General features: G+C 40.2%; 17 protein-coding genes. 7 read left to right on the top strand and 10 right to left on the bottom strand.

The window, feature by feature from the left end:
* Window positions 1-68 precede the first annotated feature (68 nt).
* From ACXZ1K_RS16565 to nirB, 3 genes are read right to left on the bottom strand one after another with little or no spacing between them, the layout of a single operon-like run.
* On the bottom strand, window positions 69-461 hold the full coding sequence (locus ACXZ1K_RS16565) for a hypothetical protein (RefSeq protein WP_458970794.1): 393 nt from the start codon (window positions 459-461) through the stop codon (window positions 69-71).
* A 30-nt stretch (window positions 462-491) separates the two neighbouring features.
* Window positions 492-866 carry a nitrite reductase small subunit NirD gene (gene nirD / locus ACXZ1K_RS16560; protein ID WP_458970793.1) on the bottom strand — a complete coding sequence of 125 codons (375 nt, stop codon included), beginning with the start codon at window positions 864-866 and terminating at the stop codon, window positions 492-494.
* Complete coding sequence (gene nirB / locus ACXZ1K_RS16555) at window positions 851-3364, bottom strand: nitrite reductase large subunit NirB (RefSeq protein WP_458970792.1); 2514 nt, start codon at window positions 3362-3364, stop codon at window positions 851-853. The genes nirD and nirB overlap by 16 nt, the downstream gene beginning before the upstream one ends.
* Before the next feature lie 272 nt (window positions 3365-3636).
* Between nirB and cobA the strand changes: the two genes are divergently transcribed.
* Window positions 3637-4374, top strand: coding sequence for a uroporphyrinogen-III C-methyltransferase (gene cobA, locus ACXZ1K_RS16550; RefSeq protein WP_458970791.1), 738 nt, complete (start codon window positions 3637-3639; stop codon window positions 4372-4374).
* 12 nt (window positions 4375-4386) lie between these two features.
* On the opposite strand, the gene ACXZ1K_RS16545 is transcribed toward cobA, so the two are convergent.
* The gene (locus ACXZ1K_RS16545) at window positions 4387-5934 is read right to left on the bottom strand and encodes a GNAT family N-acetyltransferase (protein ID WP_458970790.1); all 1548 of its coding nucleotides are present in this window, start codon (window positions 5932-5934) and stop codon (window positions 4387-4389) included.
* Between the two features lie 159 nt (window positions 5935-6093).
* On the opposite strand from ACXZ1K_RS16545, the gene ACXZ1K_RS16540 reads away from it, so the two are divergent.
* Both ACXZ1K_RS16540 and ACXZ1K_RS16535 read left to right on the top strand, forming a co-directional pair.
* Window positions 6094-6933: an SDR family NAD(P)-dependent oxidoreductase gene (locus tag ACXZ1K_RS16540; RefSeq protein WP_458970789.1), complete on the top strand. Its 840-nt coding sequence runs from the start codon at window positions 6094-6096 to the stop codon at window positions 6931-6933.
* Between the two features lie 90 nt (window positions 6934-7023).
* The gene (locus ACXZ1K_RS16535; RefSeq protein ID WP_458970788.1) at window positions 7024-7941 is read left to right on the top strand and encodes a helix-turn-helix domain-containing protein; all 918 of its coding nucleotides are present in this window, start codon (window positions 7024-7026) and stop codon (window positions 7939-7941) included.
* Here ACXZ1K_RS16535 and ACXZ1K_RS16530 read toward each other — a convergent pair.
* Together ACXZ1K_RS16530 and ACXZ1K_RS16525 are read right to left on the bottom strand one after the other, a co-directional pair.
* Window positions 7934-8488: a hypothetical protein gene (locus ACXZ1K_RS16530; protein ID WP_458970787.1), complete on the bottom strand. Its 555-nt coding sequence runs from the start codon at window positions 8486-8488 to the stop codon at window positions 7934-7936. The genes ACXZ1K_RS16535 and ACXZ1K_RS16530 overlap by 8 nt on opposite strands.
* Window positions 8488-8970 (bottom strand): RNA polymerase sigma factor, encoded by a 483-nt coding sequence (locus ACXZ1K_RS16525; RefSeq protein WP_458970786.1) that lies wholly within the window; start codon window positions 8968-8970, stop codon window positions 8488-8490. Before ACXZ1K_RS16525 ends, ACXZ1K_RS16530 begins: the two co-directional genes overlap by 1 nt.
* A gap of 169 nt (window positions 8971-9139) precedes the next feature.
* Between ACXZ1K_RS16525 and ACXZ1K_RS16520 the strand changes: the two genes are divergently transcribed.
* Genes ACXZ1K_RS16520 through ACXZ1K_RS16510 form a run of 3 tightly spaced genes read left to right on the top strand, consistent with a single transcriptional unit; the run spans window position 9140 to window position 15271 of the window.
* Complete coding sequence (locus ACXZ1K_RS16520) at window positions 9140-12154, top strand: SusC/RagA family TonB-linked outer membrane protein (protein ID WP_458970785.1); 3015 nt, start codon at window positions 9140-9142, stop codon at window positions 12152-12154.
* 19 nt (window positions 12155-12173) lie between these two features.
* A complete protein-coding gene (locus tag ACXZ1K_RS16515) occupies window positions 12174-13847 on the top strand; it encodes a RagB/SusD family nutrient uptake outer membrane protein (protein WP_458970784.1) in 1674 nt (557 codons plus the stop codon).
* A gap of 20 nt (window positions 13848-13867) precedes the next feature.
* Window positions 13868-15271: an alkaline phosphatase gene (locus ACXZ1K_RS16510; RefSeq protein WP_458970783.1), complete on the top strand. Its 1404-nt coding sequence runs from the start codon at window positions 13868-13870 to the stop codon at window positions 15269-15271.
* 6 nt (window positions 15272-15277) lie between these two features.
* Here ACXZ1K_RS16510 and ACXZ1K_RS16505 read toward each other — a convergent pair whose 3' ends face one another.
* From ACXZ1K_RS16505 to ACXZ1K_RS16490, 4 genes are all read right to left on the bottom strand, one after another.
* The gene (locus ACXZ1K_RS16505) at window positions 15278-16393 is read right to left on the bottom strand and encodes an FAD-dependent monooxygenase (protein ID WP_458970782.1); all 1116 of its coding nucleotides are present in this window, start codon (window positions 16391-16393) and stop codon (window positions 15278-15280) included.
* Between the two features lie 78 nt (window positions 16394-16471).
* Window positions 16472-17326 (bottom strand): helix-turn-helix domain-containing protein, encoded by an 855-nt coding sequence (locus ACXZ1K_RS16500; RefSeq protein ID WP_458970781.1) that lies wholly within the window; start codon window positions 17324-17326, stop codon window positions 16472-16474.
* A 111-nt stretch (window positions 17327-17437) separates the two neighbouring features.
* Window positions 17438-17722 carry a type II toxin-antitoxin system RelE/ParE family toxin gene (locus tag ACXZ1K_RS16495; protein WP_458970780.1) on the bottom strand — a complete coding sequence of 95 codons (285 nt, stop codon included), beginning with the start codon at window positions 17720-17722 and terminating at the stop codon, window positions 17438-17440.
* Window positions 17722-17922: a hypothetical protein gene (locus ACXZ1K_RS16490; RefSeq protein ID WP_458970779.1), complete on the bottom strand. Its 201-nt coding sequence runs from the start codon at window positions 17920-17922 to the stop codon at window positions 17722-17724. Before ACXZ1K_RS16490 ends, ACXZ1K_RS16495 begins: the two co-directional genes overlap by 1 nt.
* A 648-nt stretch (window positions 17923-18570) precedes the next feature.
* On the opposite strand from ACXZ1K_RS16490, the gene ACXZ1K_RS16485 reads away from it, so the two are divergent.
* The gene (locus tag ACXZ1K_RS16485) at window positions 18571-19038 is read left to right on the top strand and encodes a helix-turn-helix transcriptional regulator (protein ID WP_458970778.1); all 468 of its coding nucleotides are present in this window, start codon (window positions 18571-18573) and stop codon (window positions 19036-19038) included.
* Window positions 19039-19057 lie beyond the last annotated feature (19 nt).

Genomic DNA, 19057 nt, shown 5'->3' with positions numbered 1-19057 from the left:
TTGTACCCCTTTTAGTGAAAAGAGATTTAACTTTTCTAGAGGTTTTGTTATTACTGTCAGTGCCATAGTTAAAATTTATATCCTAAACCAATACCCATTTTCCATTTGCCATCCTTAGCCGCTGTTTTGTTGGTGTAATACGCTGGCAACTGGACTGCCAGGTGATGAAATGCAGCTGTAAAGCCGAAACCTAGAAAAGGTGTTAGGATGGAATTCCTTGTTGCCCCGGCAGCAACTTGATCTTCTTTAATTTTTAAGCTGGGCAATAACCCTAGAAATAAGGTATACGGCTTTTTGATCATCTTTATACTTGGTCCTGTACAATTGAGATAGCCGCCATGATCTACATAACCGGTAACGATAGTGCCTTCAAATAGGACGGCTTTTGTTTGTGATTCCGCTGTACTAAAGTGCATGGTTAGTGCAAGGCAGGTGATTAAGACTACATACTTTCTTTTCATGATGTTGTGATTTGGTTTAGGTGGTTTTTACTATTTGGGCTGGGTACCGATGTATACAGTTCCATTTTCAATTTTCACAGGATAAGTTTTGATGGCACACTCATCACCGCTTAAACATTCCCCGGTACTTAAGGAAAATGTTTTCTTGTGGAATGGACAAGCTACCTTAGGTTCTTCTGTAGTGGAACCAATAATCCCTCTGCTTAAAGCCATTTGCTTACGGTGCGGGCACTCATTTTGAGTGGCAAACCATTCATCTCGCCTGGTAAAGTAAAATAGGGCAATTTGATCATCCCCGTGCTTAACGCAAACCCCTCCGTTTTCTACTGCATCCTCTATGCGACATGCGGCTAACCAGTTATTTGTTGTTTCTTTCATCATATATGGAGTTAGATTGTTTTCCATTCGGCCGTACGTTTTTGCCCGCGCATCTCTACAAATTCAATGGATGGATCCTTCTCTTCAGGTGCATTAACGAAGTGGGAGAATCTCTTCCTTATAGCAGGGTTTTCCACAGCTTCTTTCCATTCACATTTATAAGAACTGATCAGGTTATTGATCTCGATTTCCCATTGCCCAGCCATACCTAAGCTATCGTTGATCACTACGTTACGCAGGTAGTCAATTCCTCCCTCCATTTTGTTTAGCCAGGTGGCGGTCCTGGTTAGGGGATCCGCGGTTCGGATATAGAACATCAGGAACCGGTCTATATATTTTATGCAGGTATCGCTATCCAGATCGGTAGCCAATAATAGTGCATGTTGTGGTTTGCTACCTCCATTACCACATACATATAAGTTCCAGCCTTTTTCTGTAGCGATAATTCCAAAGTCTTTGCTTTGTGCCTCGGCACATTCTCGAATGCAACCGCTTACTGCCGACTTAAATTTATGTGGAGACCGGATTCCCCTGTAACGCTCCTCTATTCTAATGGCGAAACTTACGCTGTCGTGCAGGCCAAATCGACACCAGGTACTGCCTACACAACTTTTAACAGTCCGCAAGCCTTTACTATAGGCATGACCGCTTTCAAAGCCGGCCGCGATCAGTTCTTCCCAAATAACTGGCAGGTCATTTAAGTGGGCGCCGAACATATCGATTCGCTGTCCGCCCGTTATTTTTGTATAAAGGTTGTATTTTTTAGCAACTGAGCCGATTACAATCAACTTGTCAGGTGTGATTTCTCCTCCCGGTACTCTTGGCACTACAGAATAGGAACCACCTTTTTGAATATTTGCTAAAAAGCGATCGTTGCTATCCTGAGCCACATCATTCCCTTTTTTAAGGATCATCTCATTCCATAAACTTGCTAATAATGATGAAACCAGGGGTTTACAAACTTCGCAACCATCGCCATGGCCAAGCTCAGTTAATACCGCATCATAGCTTTTGATTTCATGAATGTGGATGAGGTCAAACAGCTCCTGTCTGCTGTAATTAAAGTGCTCGCAGATCACATTTTTGATGTACTTGCCCTGAGATTTTAAAGTATAGGTTATTAAATCTTTCACCATTGGGACACAACCACCGCATCCTGTTCCCGCTTTAGTACACTTTTTAACATCATCAAGATTCTCACAATTTCCCTCGGATACCGCATTGCAGATATCACCTTTGCTAATGCCTTCACAACTACAAATTAATGCAGAATCAGGTAGGCCAGCTATCCCGGCCGAGCTTGAGCCATCATTGCCGCCGCGACTGCCCATGATCAGGTCTTCAGGGTTTTCAGGTAATGTTATGCGGTTACTGGAGGTTTGCAACAGCAGGTTGTAGGCTGTTGCATCTCCAATTAAAATACCTCCTAAAAGGTACTGCCCGTCGTTACTAATGTTTATTCTTTTATATATTCCTTTATGCTTATCCTCAAAAATTATTGTTCTGCAGTCGGGTTCATTGATAAAATGATCACCAAAGCTGGCCACATCTATTCCTATCAGCTTGAGCTTTGTACTCATATCGAAGCCGTTAAATATTTTGCTGCCGCCGCATAAGTTTGCTGCAACTATCTCAGCCATCTCATAGCCAGGGGCAACAAGTCCGTATATCATGCCGTCATACAAAGCACACTCTCCAATGGCAAAGACATTTGGGTCGCTGGTTTGCATGTTTTTATCTACTACAATGCCACCCCTCGGACCCACTTCAATACCACTAGCTCTGGCCAACTCGTCTCTTGGTTTTATGCCTGCAGAGATAACCAACATATCAATTGCCACTTGAGAACCGTCATCAAAATTTACAGAGGTAATGGAACGCTCGCCGTTAATGGCAGTTGTATTTTTATTAACTAGAATATCGAGACCAAGATCAGCCAGTTTGTTTTTTAAAAGGGCACTTGCTGCAGCATCGATTTGTCTTGGCATTAGTCGCGGAGCGAATTCAATAATGCTGGTTTTGGCAATGCCCAGATCTATTAAGGCCTTCGCTGCCTCTAGGCCTAAAAGTCCGCCACCAATAACTGCCGCGCTTTTAGCTTTCTTTGAATAATCGCTAATCAAATCCAGGTCTTCTATAGTGCGATAAACAAACACACCTTCTTTATCGATTCCTTCAATAGTGGGCACGAAGGCTGCGGATCCTGTTGCAAAAATTAGGAAATCGTAATGGTAACTGTTTCCGTTACTATCAAATACGCATTTTGCAATTCTGTCTATTTTTACAATGGATTTGTTAAGATGTAGGGTAATGCCATTTTCCTGGTACCAAGTTGAAGTTGAGAGTGAAAGGTCTTCTGCAGTTTTACCATTAAAGTATTCGCTAAGGTGAACCCTGTCGTACGCCCGCCTGGCTTCTTCTCCAAAAACCGTTAAATTGAAGGATGAAGACTTAGTTGTCAGCTTTTCGCAAAACTTATAACCAACCATGCCATTTCCAATAACAATTATGTGTGGTGTTTTCATAATTTTTGATGTAATCACGATTTATTTAACTAAAAGTCTATTTAAAATTGATGTTTTGTGATTTAACACCAATAATTTTCTTCATAATCTTATTATTTCAATGTTATTTAATTAAAATATGATTATTGATAGTCAAATATAGATTAATATTTGATTAATTGTATCTAAATATGATTTAAATCATATTAATTTATTTTTTAACATAAAAATTATGCACTTTTACAGTGAAATAATAGATTAAATAAATTATTTACCAGTAAAAAAGGAGAGTTATGCTATATTTAATAGGTGCTGGGCCAGGAGACCCAGAATTGATAACGTTAAAAGCTTACAATGTGTTAAAAAAAGCTAATGTTATACTATATGACAACCTAAGTAATCAGCAATTGCTGGATTTTGCACCAATAAACTGTAAAATGGTCTATGTGGGTAAGCAACCTTATGCTTGTTGCACGCCTCAAGAGCAAATCAATGAGCAAATTGTCGAATATGCAATGCAATATGAATTTGTAGTTCGTCTAAAAGGTGGAGATCCCTTTATTTTTGGAAGAGGATTTGAAGAATTGTTGTATGCAGAGTCTCAAGGTATAACTTCACAGTACATTCCTGGAATTAGTAGTATGCAAGGTGCAGGTTTTGCTGATATTCCATTAACACATAGAGGTATTAGCGAAAGTGTATGGATCATTACTGGTACTAAACGAGATGGCAGCTTGTCTGAAGATTTAAAACATGCAATGAAAAGCGCCGCAACAGTAGTTATCTATATGGGTATGAAGAAGATGAATGAGATTTCTAATGCCTATATCGCTGAAGGTCTTGGTCACATCCCTGCGGCAATTATTCAACATGCAACCTTGCCCCATCAAAAGCAAGCAGTATGCGATGTGAAAGATTTGCAGTACACCGCCTTCAGAGAGGGGCTAAGTAACCCGGCTATTATTATCATAGGCGATGTTGTTAAAGCAAGAGAATTCGTGTGTCGGCAGCAGTTGAAAGAAGCCATTTAATCACCTCGTAATCTATTTTTTACTCTTGTTCACAATTTTGTAGATATCTGTTCTCCTGTCTTTCAGATTTCTTACTGCCCCGAAGCTATGTAGTTCCTTAAGCAAATCTACATCTACATCTGCGATCAAAGTAGTCTCTGTATTTGGTGTAGCCTCTGCTTTAATACCGTTGCTTGGAAAAGAGAAATCAGAAGGCGTGAAAACTGCCGACTGTGCATATTGAATATCCATATTGTGCACTTTTGGTAAATTACCTACACTGCCGGCTATGGCTACGTAACATTCATTTTCTATGGCCCTTGCCTGTGCACAGCTCCTAACACGAGTATATCCATTTTGAGTATCAGTCATGAACGGTACAAAGAGAATCTGCATACCTTGGTCTGCTAAAAGTCTTGGCAGTTCAGGGAATTCTACGTCATAGCAAATCAATATTCCAATTTTGCCACAGTCGGTATCATAGGTAGTAATTTCATCGCCGCCAACCATTCCCCATGCACTTTTCTCTGCTGGTGTCAAATGAATTTTACGAAACATTTCATAAGATCCATCCCTGCGGCATAAATAACCTACGTTTTGCAATATGCCGTTTTCAAGGTAGGGCATGCTGCCAGTAATGATATTAATGTTATAACTAATGGCGTATTCAATGAATTTATCTCTCAACGGTATTGTGCTTTCAGCAATTTTCCGCATCGCTTCTGCTCCACTAAGGTGGTTGTAGGCAGTCATAAGCGGGGCGTTGAATAGCTCAGGAAATAAAATAAAGTCACTCTGATAGTCACTCACCACATCCACAAAAAACTCAATCTGCTCACAAAGAGACTCCATATTTGGGAAAGGACGCATTTGCCATTGCACAAGCCCTAATCTTATAATCGATTTCTTTGAATTAATATGTGCAGCCTCTTCATTATAATAGATATTATTCCATTCTAATAAGGAAGCAAATTCCAGCGACTGCGTATCACCTGGCAAATAGCCCTTAAGTATTTTCCTAACGTGGAAGTCATTTGCTAGCTGAAATGACAAAGTTGGGTCGTGAATTTCCTTGCCTTTTACCTTTTCAAGGTAGGCCTTTGGTGTAAGCTGATCAGAATAATCTTTATATTTTGGAATCCGCCCTCCGGCAATAATCGCCCTTAAGTTATGGCGCTCACATATTTCCTTACGGGCGTCGTAAAGTCTCCGGCCAATTCTCATTCCCCTGTAATCCGGGTGCACGAAGAAATCGATACCGTATAACACGTCACCATCATCATCATGGGTGGAGAAACTATAGTTGCCTGTTATTTGTGCGTAGGTATGATTGTCGCCGAATTTATCATAGTCTACAATAAGAGAGAGTGCACAACCTGCTATAGCGCCGTTGACTAAAATACAAATCTGGCCTTCCGGGAAAATTTCTACAAGTTGGGTGATGTGGGCTTCACCCCATGACGAGGCACCTTCCCATTCAGAATAGGCTTCAATCATAGAAGTTTTCAATCCCAGGTAGTCGTCTTTTGTAAGTTTCCTTAATTCAATCTTAAGGTCGTCATTTTTTATTTCCTTTTCCATAGCTGATTGGCGCAATTTAGATAAATTTTGCCCCTAAAGCACCAATGTAGCAGAAAACTAACAAGCGATCTTCATTTTGGCTACACATTCCCTCAATTAGACTACGAGCTATATGGCCTCTATCATCACTTTTGTACCATAAATTTAAACATAGAAATTATGGTACATAAGAAAAATGATCATCCAAAAGTTTGGTTCATTACCGGCGCTTCGCGCGGATTTGGAAAAGTGTGGACTGAAGCCGCACTGGAACGGGGCGATAAAGTTGCTGCTACTGCACGTAAATTAGAAAGTATTGCTACCCTCAAAGAAAAATATGGCGAAAATGTTCTAACACTAGAACTGGATGTTACAAACGCAGATCAAGTGAAATCAGCAGTAACAGCGGCCCACGAACATTTTGGTAAGCTGGATATCGTGCTTAATAATGCTGGATATTCCCTAGTGGGTACTATTGAAGAATCTAGCGCGGATGAAATTCGTGCGCTTTATGAAACCAATGTACTCGGGCCCGTTGCCATTATTCAGGCCGTTTTGCCAATTTTAAGAGCACAAGGCTATGGGCATATTCTGGGGACATCCAGTAACCTGGGGCATGTAACGCTACCAGTAATAGGCTATTATTCATCATCTAAATGGGCATTTGAGGCAATTCATGAAAGTCTTGCTGAAGAAGTTAAAGCTTTCGGAATTAAAGTAACCATTATTGAACCAGGTGCGTACGCAACAGAATTTGGTAGTCAGGAATCGCTAAAGTTCTCTCACGGACTGGAGGTCTACACTGCTTTTAAAGAAACATTTTTTGAAAGCTTGAGATCAATGGAGAGGGGAGACCCGAATGCTACAGCAGAAGCCATCTTTAAAATTGTGGATACTGAAAATCCACCATTGAGATTCTTTTTGGGAAGTCAATGCTTGCCTTGGGTAAAAGATGCCTACAGTAAGCGTTTGGCAACGTGGGAAGAATGGGCTGAGGTCTCTAACGCTGCGCAGGGATAAATATAAATAGACACTGCGCTAACAAACAAATTTCATTTACCAGTGATGATAACCGATATTTAACCTGTCGGTTATCATTTTTATCAAGCTATGAAGAAGGAAGAAAAAAGTCTCTTGAAAATCGCCTCACTAACAGATGCACACAAAGCATTTGGTTTACCTACACCTAAACATCCTTTGATCAGTATCATAAATGGACCGCATTCGCAAATCGAATCTTTTCCCGAAGAGAATCATGTATTGGGCTTTTATAAAATCTCCTACAAACCACAACTTGGGGGTAGGTTGAAGTATGGACAGGGGTATTATGATTTTGATGAGGGTGGATTATTATTTGCTGCTCCCGGACAAGTAATCGGGCGTAATGATAATGATGAAAGTGTGTGTTCTGCCTATACTTTGCTCATCCATCCTGATTTCTTTTTGGGATATACTCTTGCTAAAAACATCAAGCATTATGGATTCTTCTCTTATTCTACGCATGAAACCCTTCATCTTTCAGAGGAAGAAAAGTCAACAATGCTTGATATTTTTCGAATGATTGAAAGGGAATTGGCCAGCCGAATTGATGATTTTAGTCAGGATGTGGTGATTTCTCAAATAGAACTGTTCCTTAATTACGCTAACCGTTTTTACAAAAGGCAATTCATAACACGAAAGGCTATAAACAACGATTTACTTCAAAAACTAGAGGAGGAGTTGGATGCATATTTTACAGGTGCATCAGCGCTTACAAATGGAATTCCGACCGTACAGCATCTATCAGAACGGCTAAACATGTCACCAAGTTACCTTAGTGATATGCTTCGGTCGCTTACCGGCCAGAACGCACAACAGCATATTCATCAGAAGTTGATTGAAAAAGCAAAAGAAAGGTTGTCTACTACTAATTTGTCCGTGGCTGAAGTTGCTTACGAATTAGGCTTTGAACATCCGCAATCCTTTAGCAAGCTTTTCAAAACCAAAACCAAGTTGTCTCCTCTCGAGTTTAGAAGATCGTTTAACTAGTCGAACTTAATGAGGTAATTATCCCTGTAAGTTTGCTAATTCTTTTGGTCCAGGTCAGATAAAGCATTACCAGGAAAAAAACAAACATTGCGACGATGCAGCCTAAGGAGATCATCCTTTTAATAGTCATGTCCAGGTTGTAGCAAAAAAACATTAATATTCCTCCCATCAAAACTATTCTTGAGCAGATCGCTGTCCATTGCAATTTCTTCAGTTTCTTTATGTAATCTTTCATAGAAGAAGTCAAGTTTTTTCCATGTACAAGATTTCTGGTCGCAAAATAACTGCTTAGGTTGTAGGCGATGGCTTGCATAAACCCGATAACAAAAGCGAGGTTTATAAAAGCAGGGCGCTTGTTTCCATCAAAAGCGCTATGGTACAGTACGATAACTACCGTCCAGGCCAGCATCTCGAATACCAATTGTCTTTTAATCTTCTGTAGAACTGGATGACTTTTCTCATTGATCATTTTTACAATTTCATCAATTTGCGTGCTTTCAATGGGCACGGCTTTCCATAAGCTTTTCATTTCAGATAGTTCCATCATTATAAGTTTAAAAGGGTTCTTAATTTATTTTTTATGCGGCTAATCTTTACCGCTACATTATTTTCGGTTGCACCAATGATATCGCCGATTTCCCGGTAGCTCAAGTCTTCCAGTAGGAGTGCCATGATTGCTCGATCTGCTTCTTCTAACTTTTTAATAGCTTTCAAAAGACTGTCCATTCTGGCAACCAAATTAACATCCTGCGGAACTTCGGGAGTTTCTGGTAATTGATCTGTAAAGGCCACCATTTCTCGGGTTCTATCTCTGGTAAAAGAAGAAATTGCTGTATTCAGTGCAGCTCTATAAATAAAGGTGCTGGGCTTCGCTTCATTTCTAAAATTATCAATGGCCCGCCATAGCTGGAATACAATTTCCTGAAAAAGATCCTGCTGGTCTTCCAGTGTATCCTTATAAAGCCTGCAAATCTTGTGAATAATTCCCTGATTTTGTGAAATGAGTTGTAGAAATGCACTTTCTTCCATACGATTTCTAGCTATTGAGTTCTGTTATCATGGCTAATAGGTAACAGAATTACGGATAACCTTACATATAATCTCATAATTAACACATAGGTGTCGCTCGAATAACATGGTATTAATATAAGTATACGTATTTGCGACGAATATTACTACCAAACAAATCCCGAACAATATGAGTAAAATCTACATTTATTATTTTAGAAACTGTTTAAAACTATTTTCCGTAGCCTTAGTGCTCTGCTGTTGTGCCTTCAGCCCAATGCAAACCTTTGCAGTAAGTTCTACAACGAAAGTTGTTAAGCAAAAAACGATTACCGGAGCCATTTTGGATGCCGAAGACGGAAAGCCACTGCCCGGCGCAGGTGTTACGGTAAAAGGCGGCTCCCAGTCGGCGATCACGGATGGAAACGGAACTTTTACCATCAGTGTACCTAATGACAACGCAATTCTCCTGGTCAAATATGTAGGGTACGAGACTCAGGAAATTTTAGTTGGCAATAAAACCCGAATCGAGGTAAGATTAGTAGCCAGCGCCTCTAATTTATCTCAGGTTGTAGTAGTTGGATACGGATCCCAAAAAAAGAGGGATGTAACCGGATCTGTAAAGTCTTTAAAAAGTGACGACTTTAATCAGGGTATCATCAATACACCACAACAGCTGTTGCAGGGGAAAGTATCTGGAGTTAATGTTACCTCTGCAAGCGGTGAGCCGGGAGGTATTACCGGTATCAACGTGAGAGGACCCGGGGGAGTAAGATCTGGCAGTTCGCCGTTATTTGTAGTAGATGGTTTGCCGTTGGACAATTCAAGTACAGGTGGAGGTGATCCATTGAACTTTATCAACCCGCAAGACATCGAATCAATTGATGTGCTAAAGGATGCATCTGCAACTGCCATTTATGGTTCAAGAGGAGCAAATGGAGTTATCCTTGTGACAACAAAAAAAGGTAAAGCAGGAGTGTCTACTCTTGGTGTAGTGGCAAGCTATGGTGTTTCTTCACTAGCGAGAGCAATACCGGTTTTAACGGCAGATCAGTTCCGTACCGAAGTGCCGAAGGCAGGGGGAGTTCTTGATGATAAAGGCGGTGCTACCGACTGGCAGAAGGAAATCACCCGAACTGCTAAAACTCAAGATTATAACTTAAACATGAGTGGCGGATCAGATAAGCTGGCCTATTTCTCATCACTGGGTGTTCAAAAGCAACAAGGAATCATTAAGAAAAATGATTTGGACAGGTATTCAGGAAGATTCAATGCGACCCAGAAATATTTAGAGGATAGACTAGTGATAGACCTTAATCTAAGTGCTAACAATACGAAACAACAGCGTCCACCAATCACCAGTATAATCGGCGATGCACTCGTTAATAACCCTACTTATCCGGCAAAGGACGATAAAGGAAATACTGCTGTCTATCAGAATATCAACAATCCATACTTGTATTTTGATCTGGATAAAGAAATTACCACTACCAACCGCGTATTGGGTAATATTTCTCCTTCTTTTAGAATAATTGAAGGACTTATTTTTAAGATGAATGTTGGTGTCGACAATTCTACAGCCACAAGAGATGTGGTAAACTTGCCTAATGCAGTTCCTTTTCGGGATGGAAGATTAGAGACGTTCTACAATACAAATAGAAATACGCTGATTGAAAACTATCTTACCTACAACTGGAGCAATTCGGTGCACAACATATCTGCATTGGCGGGGCATTCCTATCAGAAAATCTTTGTGCAGCAAAGAAACAACAGTATCAACAGATTTCTGGTTGGTGGAATAGACCCAATCTATAACCCTGGTGTTGGACAGGATTTGACATTAGCTAACAACCGCCCCGGAGGATTTGCCTTTATCAACGAGTTGCAATCATTCTTCGGAAGGGTAACTTATCAATACAATAACAAGTATTTGTTTACTGCTAATTTCAGGGCAGATGGTTCCTCTAAATTTGGCGCCAACAACAGATACGGCTATTTCCCTTCATTCTCTCTAGGTTGGAACATTGCCGAAGAAGACTTCATGAAGAATTCTATATTCAGTACTTTAAAACTTAGAGGAGGCTATGGAATTACGGGTAACCAGGAAATTCCACCTAAAATTACCCAAGCATTATTTACCTCTATTGCTTCAGCCAGTTATCCGCTGTACCCAACCGGAACCTATCCAGCTGGAACAACTTACTCCCGATTGGCTAACCCTGACATTCAATGGGAAACCTCAAAACAAACAGACATTGGTTTAGATTTTGGCTTGTTTAAAGGAGCGCTGACAGGAACGGTAGATGTGTTTAATAAAGTTTCGGATAATATCCTATTGCAGGTAATTCCGGCAGATCCGGTTCAGCCGGCAGCAGAAGTTTGGTCGAACGTAAAAGACATGACCATCTCCAATAAAGGAATAGAATTCGAATTAGATTATAAACATACGGTAGATAACGGCATCACTTATAACATTGGCGGTAATTTAACTTATTTGAAAAATAAGGTTAAACACTCACCCTATTCGGTTATACCGGCTGGATCGGTTTCGGGCGCTGGTATTACTTCATCAACCATCAACGGATATATCAATGACCAGCCGGTGGGTACATTTTTCTTAAAGGAATTTACCGGTTTAGATGCAGCAGGTATGAGTGTGTACCGTGATTTAGATGGCGATGGACTTATTACTGATAAAGACAGAATATCTGCCGGCACAGCAATACCAAACACCATTTATGGTTTTTACGGAAGTGTTGCTTTGAAAGGCTTCGATTTGAGTGTGAATTTTAACGGGGTAGCGGGCAACAAAATCTATGATTACACGCAGAACGTCAGCTTCTCTAAGTTAAGATTGGCTAAAAATACGAATACCACATTTGAAGCGATTTCAGATCCTAGTGAGTCATTAAATAACGCTACGCCGGTAACTACCAGATATCTAAAAAGCGGAGCTTTTTTAAGGCTTAATAACGCTTCGTTGGGCTATACTTTCAATACCAAGGATTTAGGAATCAATAAATGGTTCTCAAACATCCGTTTATCGGTAACAGGTCAGAATCTCTTTGTTGTTACTGATTATACAGGTTATGATCCTGAGGTAAATGCCGACAGAGCTATAAACGGTGTGTCGTCTTACGGTATTGATTTCTTAAGCTATCCGAAAGCGAGAACTGTAATTTTTGGTCTAAACTTCTCATTGTAATACGTTTTAAGTCATAATTATGAAAAACAAAATATTGATGCTGCTACTCACTTTTGTAGCCTTAACAGCAACCTACAGTTGTTCTAAACTGGAAGAAAAAGTACTGGACGAATCTTCTGTTGCAGGGCTAACTGATAAACAACAGGCTGAAGGAATCATCGCGCCTGTATATGCTAAATTGGAAGACATCTTTATCCATACTAACTATTTTGCCCTGCAAGAGATTTCTACAGACGAGGCGATCCTCCCTTTCCGCGGCGGAACTGATTGGGGAGACAATGGTATTTATCTACAATTGCATCAGCATGAGAATATCAGTACAGACGTGAATGTAAGGAACACCTGGAATAACATACTTATTGGAATATCGAGAAGTGTGACAGCAATTAACGCACTTCCGACCAATCCTGATCCTAGTGCTAAACTCTTTGCTGCTGAGGCAAAAGGTATGAGAGCTTACTATAATATGCTACTGTTAGACCTTTATGGGCTGGTATTTGTGAAAGATGATGCTAGCGAAACTTCCAAGATCCTAAGGGGTGATGCGGCTGTAGAATACATCAAATCTGAATTACTGGCTATAGAGCCCATTGTAGAGACAACTACTGGGCCGGGTAGAATTACTAAAGGGGCGGTTTGGGGCTTGCTTGCCAGATTATACATGAATGCAGCCGTTTACAGAAATATATATAGTCCGACTGTTACATTTGCCAACAATGATTTAGATAAAGCGATTGAGTATTGTAATAAAATAATTGGTTCTGGTCAGTATAATCTATCGCCAGATTATTTCTCATTGTTTAACGACAATAACCATACAAATAAGGAACTGATTTTTGTGGTAGACCAGCGCGCTGATTTAAATGGGCATAACCGTTTAGGTTACTTCTCCATCTCTGGCGATCAATTTCCTTTGCCTGCATATACGGGAGCAAACGGAACAGATGGACCGGCTATCACTTCAGATTTCTACAGAACCTGGGTTGAAGCGAATGGCTCGATAGATCCGGCCATTGCAGACCCGCGTTTCTTCAAGCAAAATCTGCCATCTGCCACAGCTTGCGTGGATGCTGCCAGCTTTAACATTAACCGTGGGATTTTACGTGGACAACAGTATGGCTTGATCAGACGTAATGGGGTGTTTTTAAAATGTCCGGATGGAAAGATGCAGGTAGATAAGCTTTTTTACGATACCCGTAGTAAGCCTACTTTGCCGGTTGATTTCACGGAAAATGTTGATTACACCGTTGCCGGAAGCAATTACAATACAGGTTATCGGGTTTCGAAATATGAATTCAGTAAGACTTCAGTGAGCGGTAGAAATTTTGGAGAGCATGATATCATTATCCTGCGCCTGGCTGATATTTACTTAATGCGTGCTGAAGCCAAACTTAGAAAAGGCGATGCATCTGCTTTAGCTGACGTAAACACCGTTAGAGCAGCCAGAACATCAACAACACCTGCGGCTCCACTTGCAAACATTACGCTCGATCTTTTATTTAGAGAAAGAGGGTTTGAGTTTTATTGGGAAATGGTTAGACGTACAGATATGATCCGTTTCGGAAAGTATGAAGGATTATGGACAGAGAAAAAGAATACGGATGTACGAAAAAGACTCTTCCCTATTCCTCAAACTGCGATAGACGGGGCTTCAAACTTGCCAGGTTATTTAGTGCAGAACCCGGGATATTAGGCCGTACGGAATCAAACATTATGAATAGAAGATCTTTATTAAAAGGTGGGGTAATGGCAGGTTTGTCATTACCCTTTATTAATACCGGAAACGTAATAGCGAGGCCAACAGGTGTAGGGAAGCGTGCCAAAAACATCATTATGCTCGTAAGCGATGGGATGAGCACCGGCACCCTAAACATCGCAGATGTTTACAGCAACAGGGCCTTAGGGCACAGCAGTAATTGGATCTCGTTATACCGGGATGGGCTGGTAAACCGGGCACTGATGGATACTGCGTCTGCAAATTCGTTGGTAACAGATTCAGCAGCTGCCAGTTCTGCATGGGGTGGAGGCATACGTGTTGGAAACGGATCACTCAATGTAGGTATGAACGGAGAAATGCCCAGGCCGATTTTACAGAAGTTTAAGGACCATGGGAAAAAAGTAGGTTGTGTAACCACTGTTCCTATAACCCACGCAACTCCGGCAGGTTTTTGTGTTAACCTGAACAGTCGCGATGGCCAAGCTACAATTGCCGATATGTACCTCTCCTTAAAATTCGATGTGATGATGGGAGGCGGGAGCAAATATTTTAATTCAAAACGGAAAGATGGAACAATTATCCCTAAATACCTGACGCAAGGTTATTCCGTAGCAGAAAACCGGACGGAGATGATGGCATTAAACGGCGCTAAACCCGTACTTGGACTTTTCGCCGATGATGGTCTTCCATATGAATTAGACCGTCAGCACGATCCAGAATTATTAAAATCTGTGCCATCATTAGCAGAAATGACAGAAAAAGCAATTAGCCTATTAAAAGATAGTCCGAAAGGCTTTGTGTTGCAGGTAGAGGGAGGAAAGGTAGATTGGGCTGCACATTCCAATGACCTGCCGGGACTTGTCTTTGATCAACTGGCCTTTGATGACGCGGTTGGTAAGGCAATTGAATTTGCGAAAAAAGATGGAGAAACTTTGGTGATCATTACCACCGACCATGGTAATTCCAACCCGGGTATATTTAACGGCGACCAAGGAAAGTTCGATAGTCTGCAACGCTTTCGGCAGAGCAATACCTGGCTACTTTCAAAAATAGACCAATCATTCGCGCCGCAAAAAGTTAGGTCCTTTATTAATGAGCATCAGGGAATAGAACTGTCAAATGAAGATGTTAGTAGTTTGATGACCCATTTTAAGGAAATTGTACCTGGCCAACTCTACAATGAATCAAATCTTCCATTTTATGAATACGGTAAAATATTGGGCAAGTATACTGATGTACAATGGGCTGGAATGAACCATACGGGTGATTATGTAGAACTTGCGGCATTTGGTCCGGGCTCAGAGTTGATTAAGCCTTTCATAAAAAACTATGAGCTTCACAATTTGATGCTTACAGCGGCTGAAATGCCGGCAAGTTTTATGACGGTAAGTAAGGGATAGTTGAACTTAAAAATTAAACCCTTCCTTGTTTCTTCTTTGGATTTCTTCTTCAGTTCTAGGAAGCAGGTGTTCTAACATATTTACAGCTTGAGATTGAACTTCGTCTATAAATGGGCGAAGTTCATTGTTATAATCTCTAAAAGCGAGTTCAAAATCGCCGTTGTGTTTTTCAAGGGCATCTGTTAATGCAGTTGCGCCAATAATTGCCAATGAGCCACCCATACCTGCGCCTGGTGAAGCACAATATCCAGCATCACCCACTAATGCAACTCTAGCTTTAGTCCATGAAGGCATTTTTATCTGGCAGAATTTATCAAAATAAAAGTTTGTTGAACGCTGCACTTCTCCCAGCAATTCTGGAATTCGCCAACTTTGTCCCGCAAACTGTTCTAATATAATTTGCAGCTGCTGCGCTTTATCACGATAGTCGTACGAAATTTCCTCTTCAGACCGGAAAGTGAGCACAATGTCAGTTTTATTCTTGTACGCATTAAGCATTACGCCCTTGTTGGGCACACCGTAAAGCTGCAATGTATTTTGATTGATCAATAACTTATCTACTATGGTGATGAAAAAGTATTGTCCAAGGTAATGACTGTAGTCAGATTCATGACCAAACCAAAGTTTTCTTATTGCGGAGTGTATGCCATCACACCCAAATACCAGATCGTAGTTTAATTGCACTCCATTTTTAAAAGTAACTTCAATAGCGCCTGCCATTTCCTTTAAGCCGGTGACTGTATTACCAAACATAAAATCGACATTGCTTTTAATACTATCAAATAACAGATTTAGTAAGGTATCCCTTTCAATTTCAAATTCATCGTCAGGTAAGTCTTCTCCCGGCTGCCTTAATAACATTGAACTTTCTGTAACATCGTCGGCATTTTTAAACTCCCAAAGTTCCACATTCAATCGGTTTGCTTTAATCTGTTCAAAAAGCCCCATCCGCTTTACGATGTCAACGGTTGTGTCTTTTATATCAACAGCAGAACCACCCATCTTAAGATGATTTGCAATTTCTACAACAGTAACTTTATAACCTGCTTTGCTTAGCCAATATGCGGTTGTCAGTCCCGCAAAACTCGCTCCTGATATTAGTACACTTTTATTTTGTTCCATTTGAATAGTCTTAATTGATTGTTCAAAGGTGCGGAGCAGTACCAATCCACACAATGGCAAAAGACTGTAAATATTGGACTATTCGTGGTTTTTTCTAAACGCCATGGCAGGTATACCTACAATGCGAGAAAATAAGCGTGAGAAATAGGGGTAGTCATCAAACCCCAATTGATTCGCAATTTCTTTTACGGATTTATCAGAATGGTATAAAAGACGTTTCGCTTCTAAAATAACCCGCTGTTGAATGTGATGCGAGACAGAATAACCAGTTACAGTTTTAATGCACTCATTGAGGTATGCGGTAGATATATTTAGTTTTTCAGCGTATGCCGAAGGACGCTTTTCTATGGCGTAGTTCTTTTCCAATAGCCGATTAAAATCTTTAGTAATCTTATCAAACCGAGAGGGCTTATCGACAGCGTTGGATTGCTCAAGTAATTGCGAGATCGTTAAGGCTATAAATGCGTTAGCACTGTCTTTTAACATTGCGTGATATAGCCTGTCCTGTCGCCGTTCTGCAAACTTTAAGACCATTGCCACGGATTCAGACAAAATGGGAAATATTTCATCATTTAATGCAATTGGTGGTGCAGGCGTTAGTTCTTCCAGTAAAAGCAGATATTCAGGATTCAAGTTTTCATTATTGATTGCGCAGCTGCTAACCGTAACGTTCTCAAATGCCACAATACGGTGAACCTGGTTTGGGTGCATGTAGATGATCGAAGGAGAATTGATCTCGTGTTGCTGAAAATCAATTTCCATGGTAATCGTGCCTGCTTGCAAGAAATGAAAGGAGTGGCGGTCGTGTCTTTCCGCTTGTTCCTCACCGGTAAAATCCGGCAAATCCCTGAGATTCATTTTTTCAACTGAAATACCACTATGGAATTCACCTTCAAAATTGTTAACAGGAATGGAGTGGGGCTTCTTTGTCATAGGCATTTGCGGTTGCAATTTAGCTTGGCGGCACTTGGTAACCAAGGATATGAAAGAAAGCCAGCATATCTCTTAAGCCAGATTTAAAAAGCATTTTCTTTCTCAGTTTCTTTAAAATAGATCTGAGTGACTGCCGGCCCTAACTAAGATAATTTCATTCTCCAAAGTTACTTCGAGCCATATTATCAATAAATCGCCTTTTATGTGGCATTCCCAATTGTCTTTGTAATTTCCCGATAATTTATGTGCCCGAAATTTTGAGGGGAGACCTTCCGCACCTTTTATAATTAATTCTTTCCTTAAAAAATCATGGATTAGATTAAGGTCTTGTAAGGACCGTTTCTTGATTAACTTTAAGTCCTTTTCAAATCTATTGGTAAAGCTTAAAGTGTACACTAAAGCGCTTTGAAGAAAGAATCAAGATTGTCAATTTTTTTAGCCTTCCCTGCTCTGGCATCAGATATTGCCTTTTTTGTAGTCGCATTGGGTTGGATTTTTTCCTCAATTACTTTAAGAATCTTAACGTTCAGTCTTTTCGCAAGCCTTTCGAATAAGTCTCTGTCCTTATCAGATATTTGAATAGTTAAAGTTGTCATGATCTTTAATGAATGTTACCAATACATTTCAATGCAAAAATATAGAAATTTTGAGATAAAGCTACTAAGCAGTTGGTAAATATATATCAGTGACTAGGTCATCAATTTGAGCGAAAAGAAGAGGAAAAAGCTGGAAGTGCTTAGGTTGAGGTCATAAATTTAACGGGTTCTTAACGGGTCTGTAACGGGTTGGTAACGGGTCTACAACGGGCTAGTCCGTTTGAAACCCATTTAAAGGCTGTTTTTAACCCAAAATCTTGCTTATTTGCTTGTAAAGGCTTGTTGAAAGAAGAGCGCATGGTTTTTATTATCTTGCCGACATGTTGCCATTCCATTTATACTTTTATTATCTAGAGGGATCTGCATTGTATCTTCAAAATAAAATATGGGGTAGATATTACAATGAGAGCACAGGTAGAAAATTTCCCTTGTTTAAGTACTTGTAATCTAGTTTAATAGGGTTTCATTCACTAAATAGCAAAATAACATCATAAAAACTACTCCGAGGTATTCGAAGGAATACTTCCACTATTGATCTTCACGTTCATATTTAGCGCATTAAAGCCATTATAAATATAAAGGAATTTCAATCATAATTTATAAACAGCTAATTTGCATTAAACAAATCATTAAGATGAGAATTTAACAATGCCCCTTGCGATACTAAGAAGAAACAAGCAAAATATTCTGTACGGACTATCCCTCGCATTGCTACTATTTTTACTAAAATGGCTGGAATGGCGCTTCGCTATCATGAACCATTCACTGGAAATATATGCCGGGGGTATTGCCCTAATCTTTACAGGACTAGGGGTATGGCTTGCTTTAAAGTTGGTAAAGCCAAAAGTAAATACGATCGTAATCGAGAAAACGATTACTTCAGATCCAATATTTCGGCTAAACGAAGCAGAACTGAGCAAGTTGCGGATTAGCAGTCGCGAATTAGAAGTTCTACAACTGATGGCCCAGGGCAGGAGTAATAAGGAAATCGCGGATAGCTTGTTTGTATCTCTGAATACCATAAAAACCCATTCCAATAATCTGTTCTTGAAACTAGAAGTAGAACGCCGCACACAGGCGGTAGAAAAAGCGAAGCGACTCCATTTAATTCCTTAGTAAGCGCACCATTGGTGCT

It is taken from the genome of Pedobacter jaeyakensis, assembly GCF_054461315.1.
The sequence above is the reverse complement of the archived record's forward strand: the minus strand, read 5'-3'. Positions and strand labels throughout refer to the sequence as shown.

Bases quoted from the DNA above. Each gene is read 5' to 3' on its own strand.
- ACXZ1K_RS16565 (WP_458970794.1), bottom strand. From the start codon at position 461: ATGAAAAGAAAGTATGTAGTCTTAATCACCTGCCTTGCACTAACCATG.
- nirD (WP_458970793.1), bottom strand. From the start codon at position 866: ATGGAAAACAATCTAACTCCATATATGATGAAAGAAACAACAAATAAC.
- nirB (WP_458970792.1), bottom strand. From the start codon at position 3,364: ATGAAAACACCACACATAATTGTTATTGGAAATGGCATGGTTGGTTAT.
- cobA (WP_458970791.1), top strand. From the start codon at position 3,637: ATGCTATATTTAATAGGTGCTGGGCCAGGAGACCCAGAATTGATAACG.
- ACXZ1K_RS16545 (WP_458970790.1), bottom strand. From the start codon at position 5,934: ATGGAAAAGGAAATAAAAAATGACGACCTTAAGATTGAATTAAGGAAA.
- ACXZ1K_RS16540 (WP_458970789.1), top strand. From the start codon at position 6,094: ATGGTACATAAGAAAAATGATCATCCAAAAGTTTGGTTCATTACCGGC.
- ACXZ1K_RS16535 (WP_458970788.1), top strand. From the start codon at position 7,024: ATGAAGAAGGAAGAAAAAAGTCTCTTGAAAATCGCCTCACTAACAGAT.
- ACXZ1K_RS16530 (WP_458970787.1), bottom strand. From the start codon at position 8,488: ATGATGGAACTATCTGAAATGAAAAGCTTATGGAAAGCCGTGCCCATT.
- ACXZ1K_RS16525 (WP_458970786.1), bottom strand. From the start codon at position 8,970: ATGGAAGAAAGTGCATTTCTACAACTCATTTCACAAAATCAGGGAATT.
- ACXZ1K_RS16520 (WP_458970785.1), top strand. From the start codon at position 9,140: ATGAGTAAAATCTACATTTATTATTTTAGAAACTGTTTAAAACTATTT.
- ACXZ1K_RS16515 (WP_458970784.1), top strand. From the start codon at position 12,174: ATGAAAAACAAAATATTGATGCTGCTACTCACTTTTGTAGCCTTAACA.
- ACXZ1K_RS16510 (WP_458970783.1), top strand. From the start codon at position 13,868: ATGAATAGAAGATCTTTATTAAAAGGTGGGGTAATGGCAGGTTTGTCA.
- ACXZ1K_RS16505 (WP_458970782.1), bottom strand. From the start codon at position 16,393: ATGGAACAAAATAAAAGTGTACTAATATCAGGAGCGAGTTTTGCGGGA.
- ACXZ1K_RS16500 (WP_458970781.1), bottom strand. From the start codon at position 17,326: ATGACAAAGAAGCCCCACTCCATTCCTGTTAACAATTTTGAAGGTGAA.
- ACXZ1K_RS16490 (WP_458970779.1), bottom strand. From the start codon at position 17,922: ATGACAACTTTAACTATTCAAATATCTGATAAGGACAGAGACTTATTC.
- ACXZ1K_RS16485 (WP_458970778.1), top strand. From the start codon at position 18,571: ATGCCCCTTGCGATACTAAGAAGAAACAAGCAAAATATTCTGTACGGA.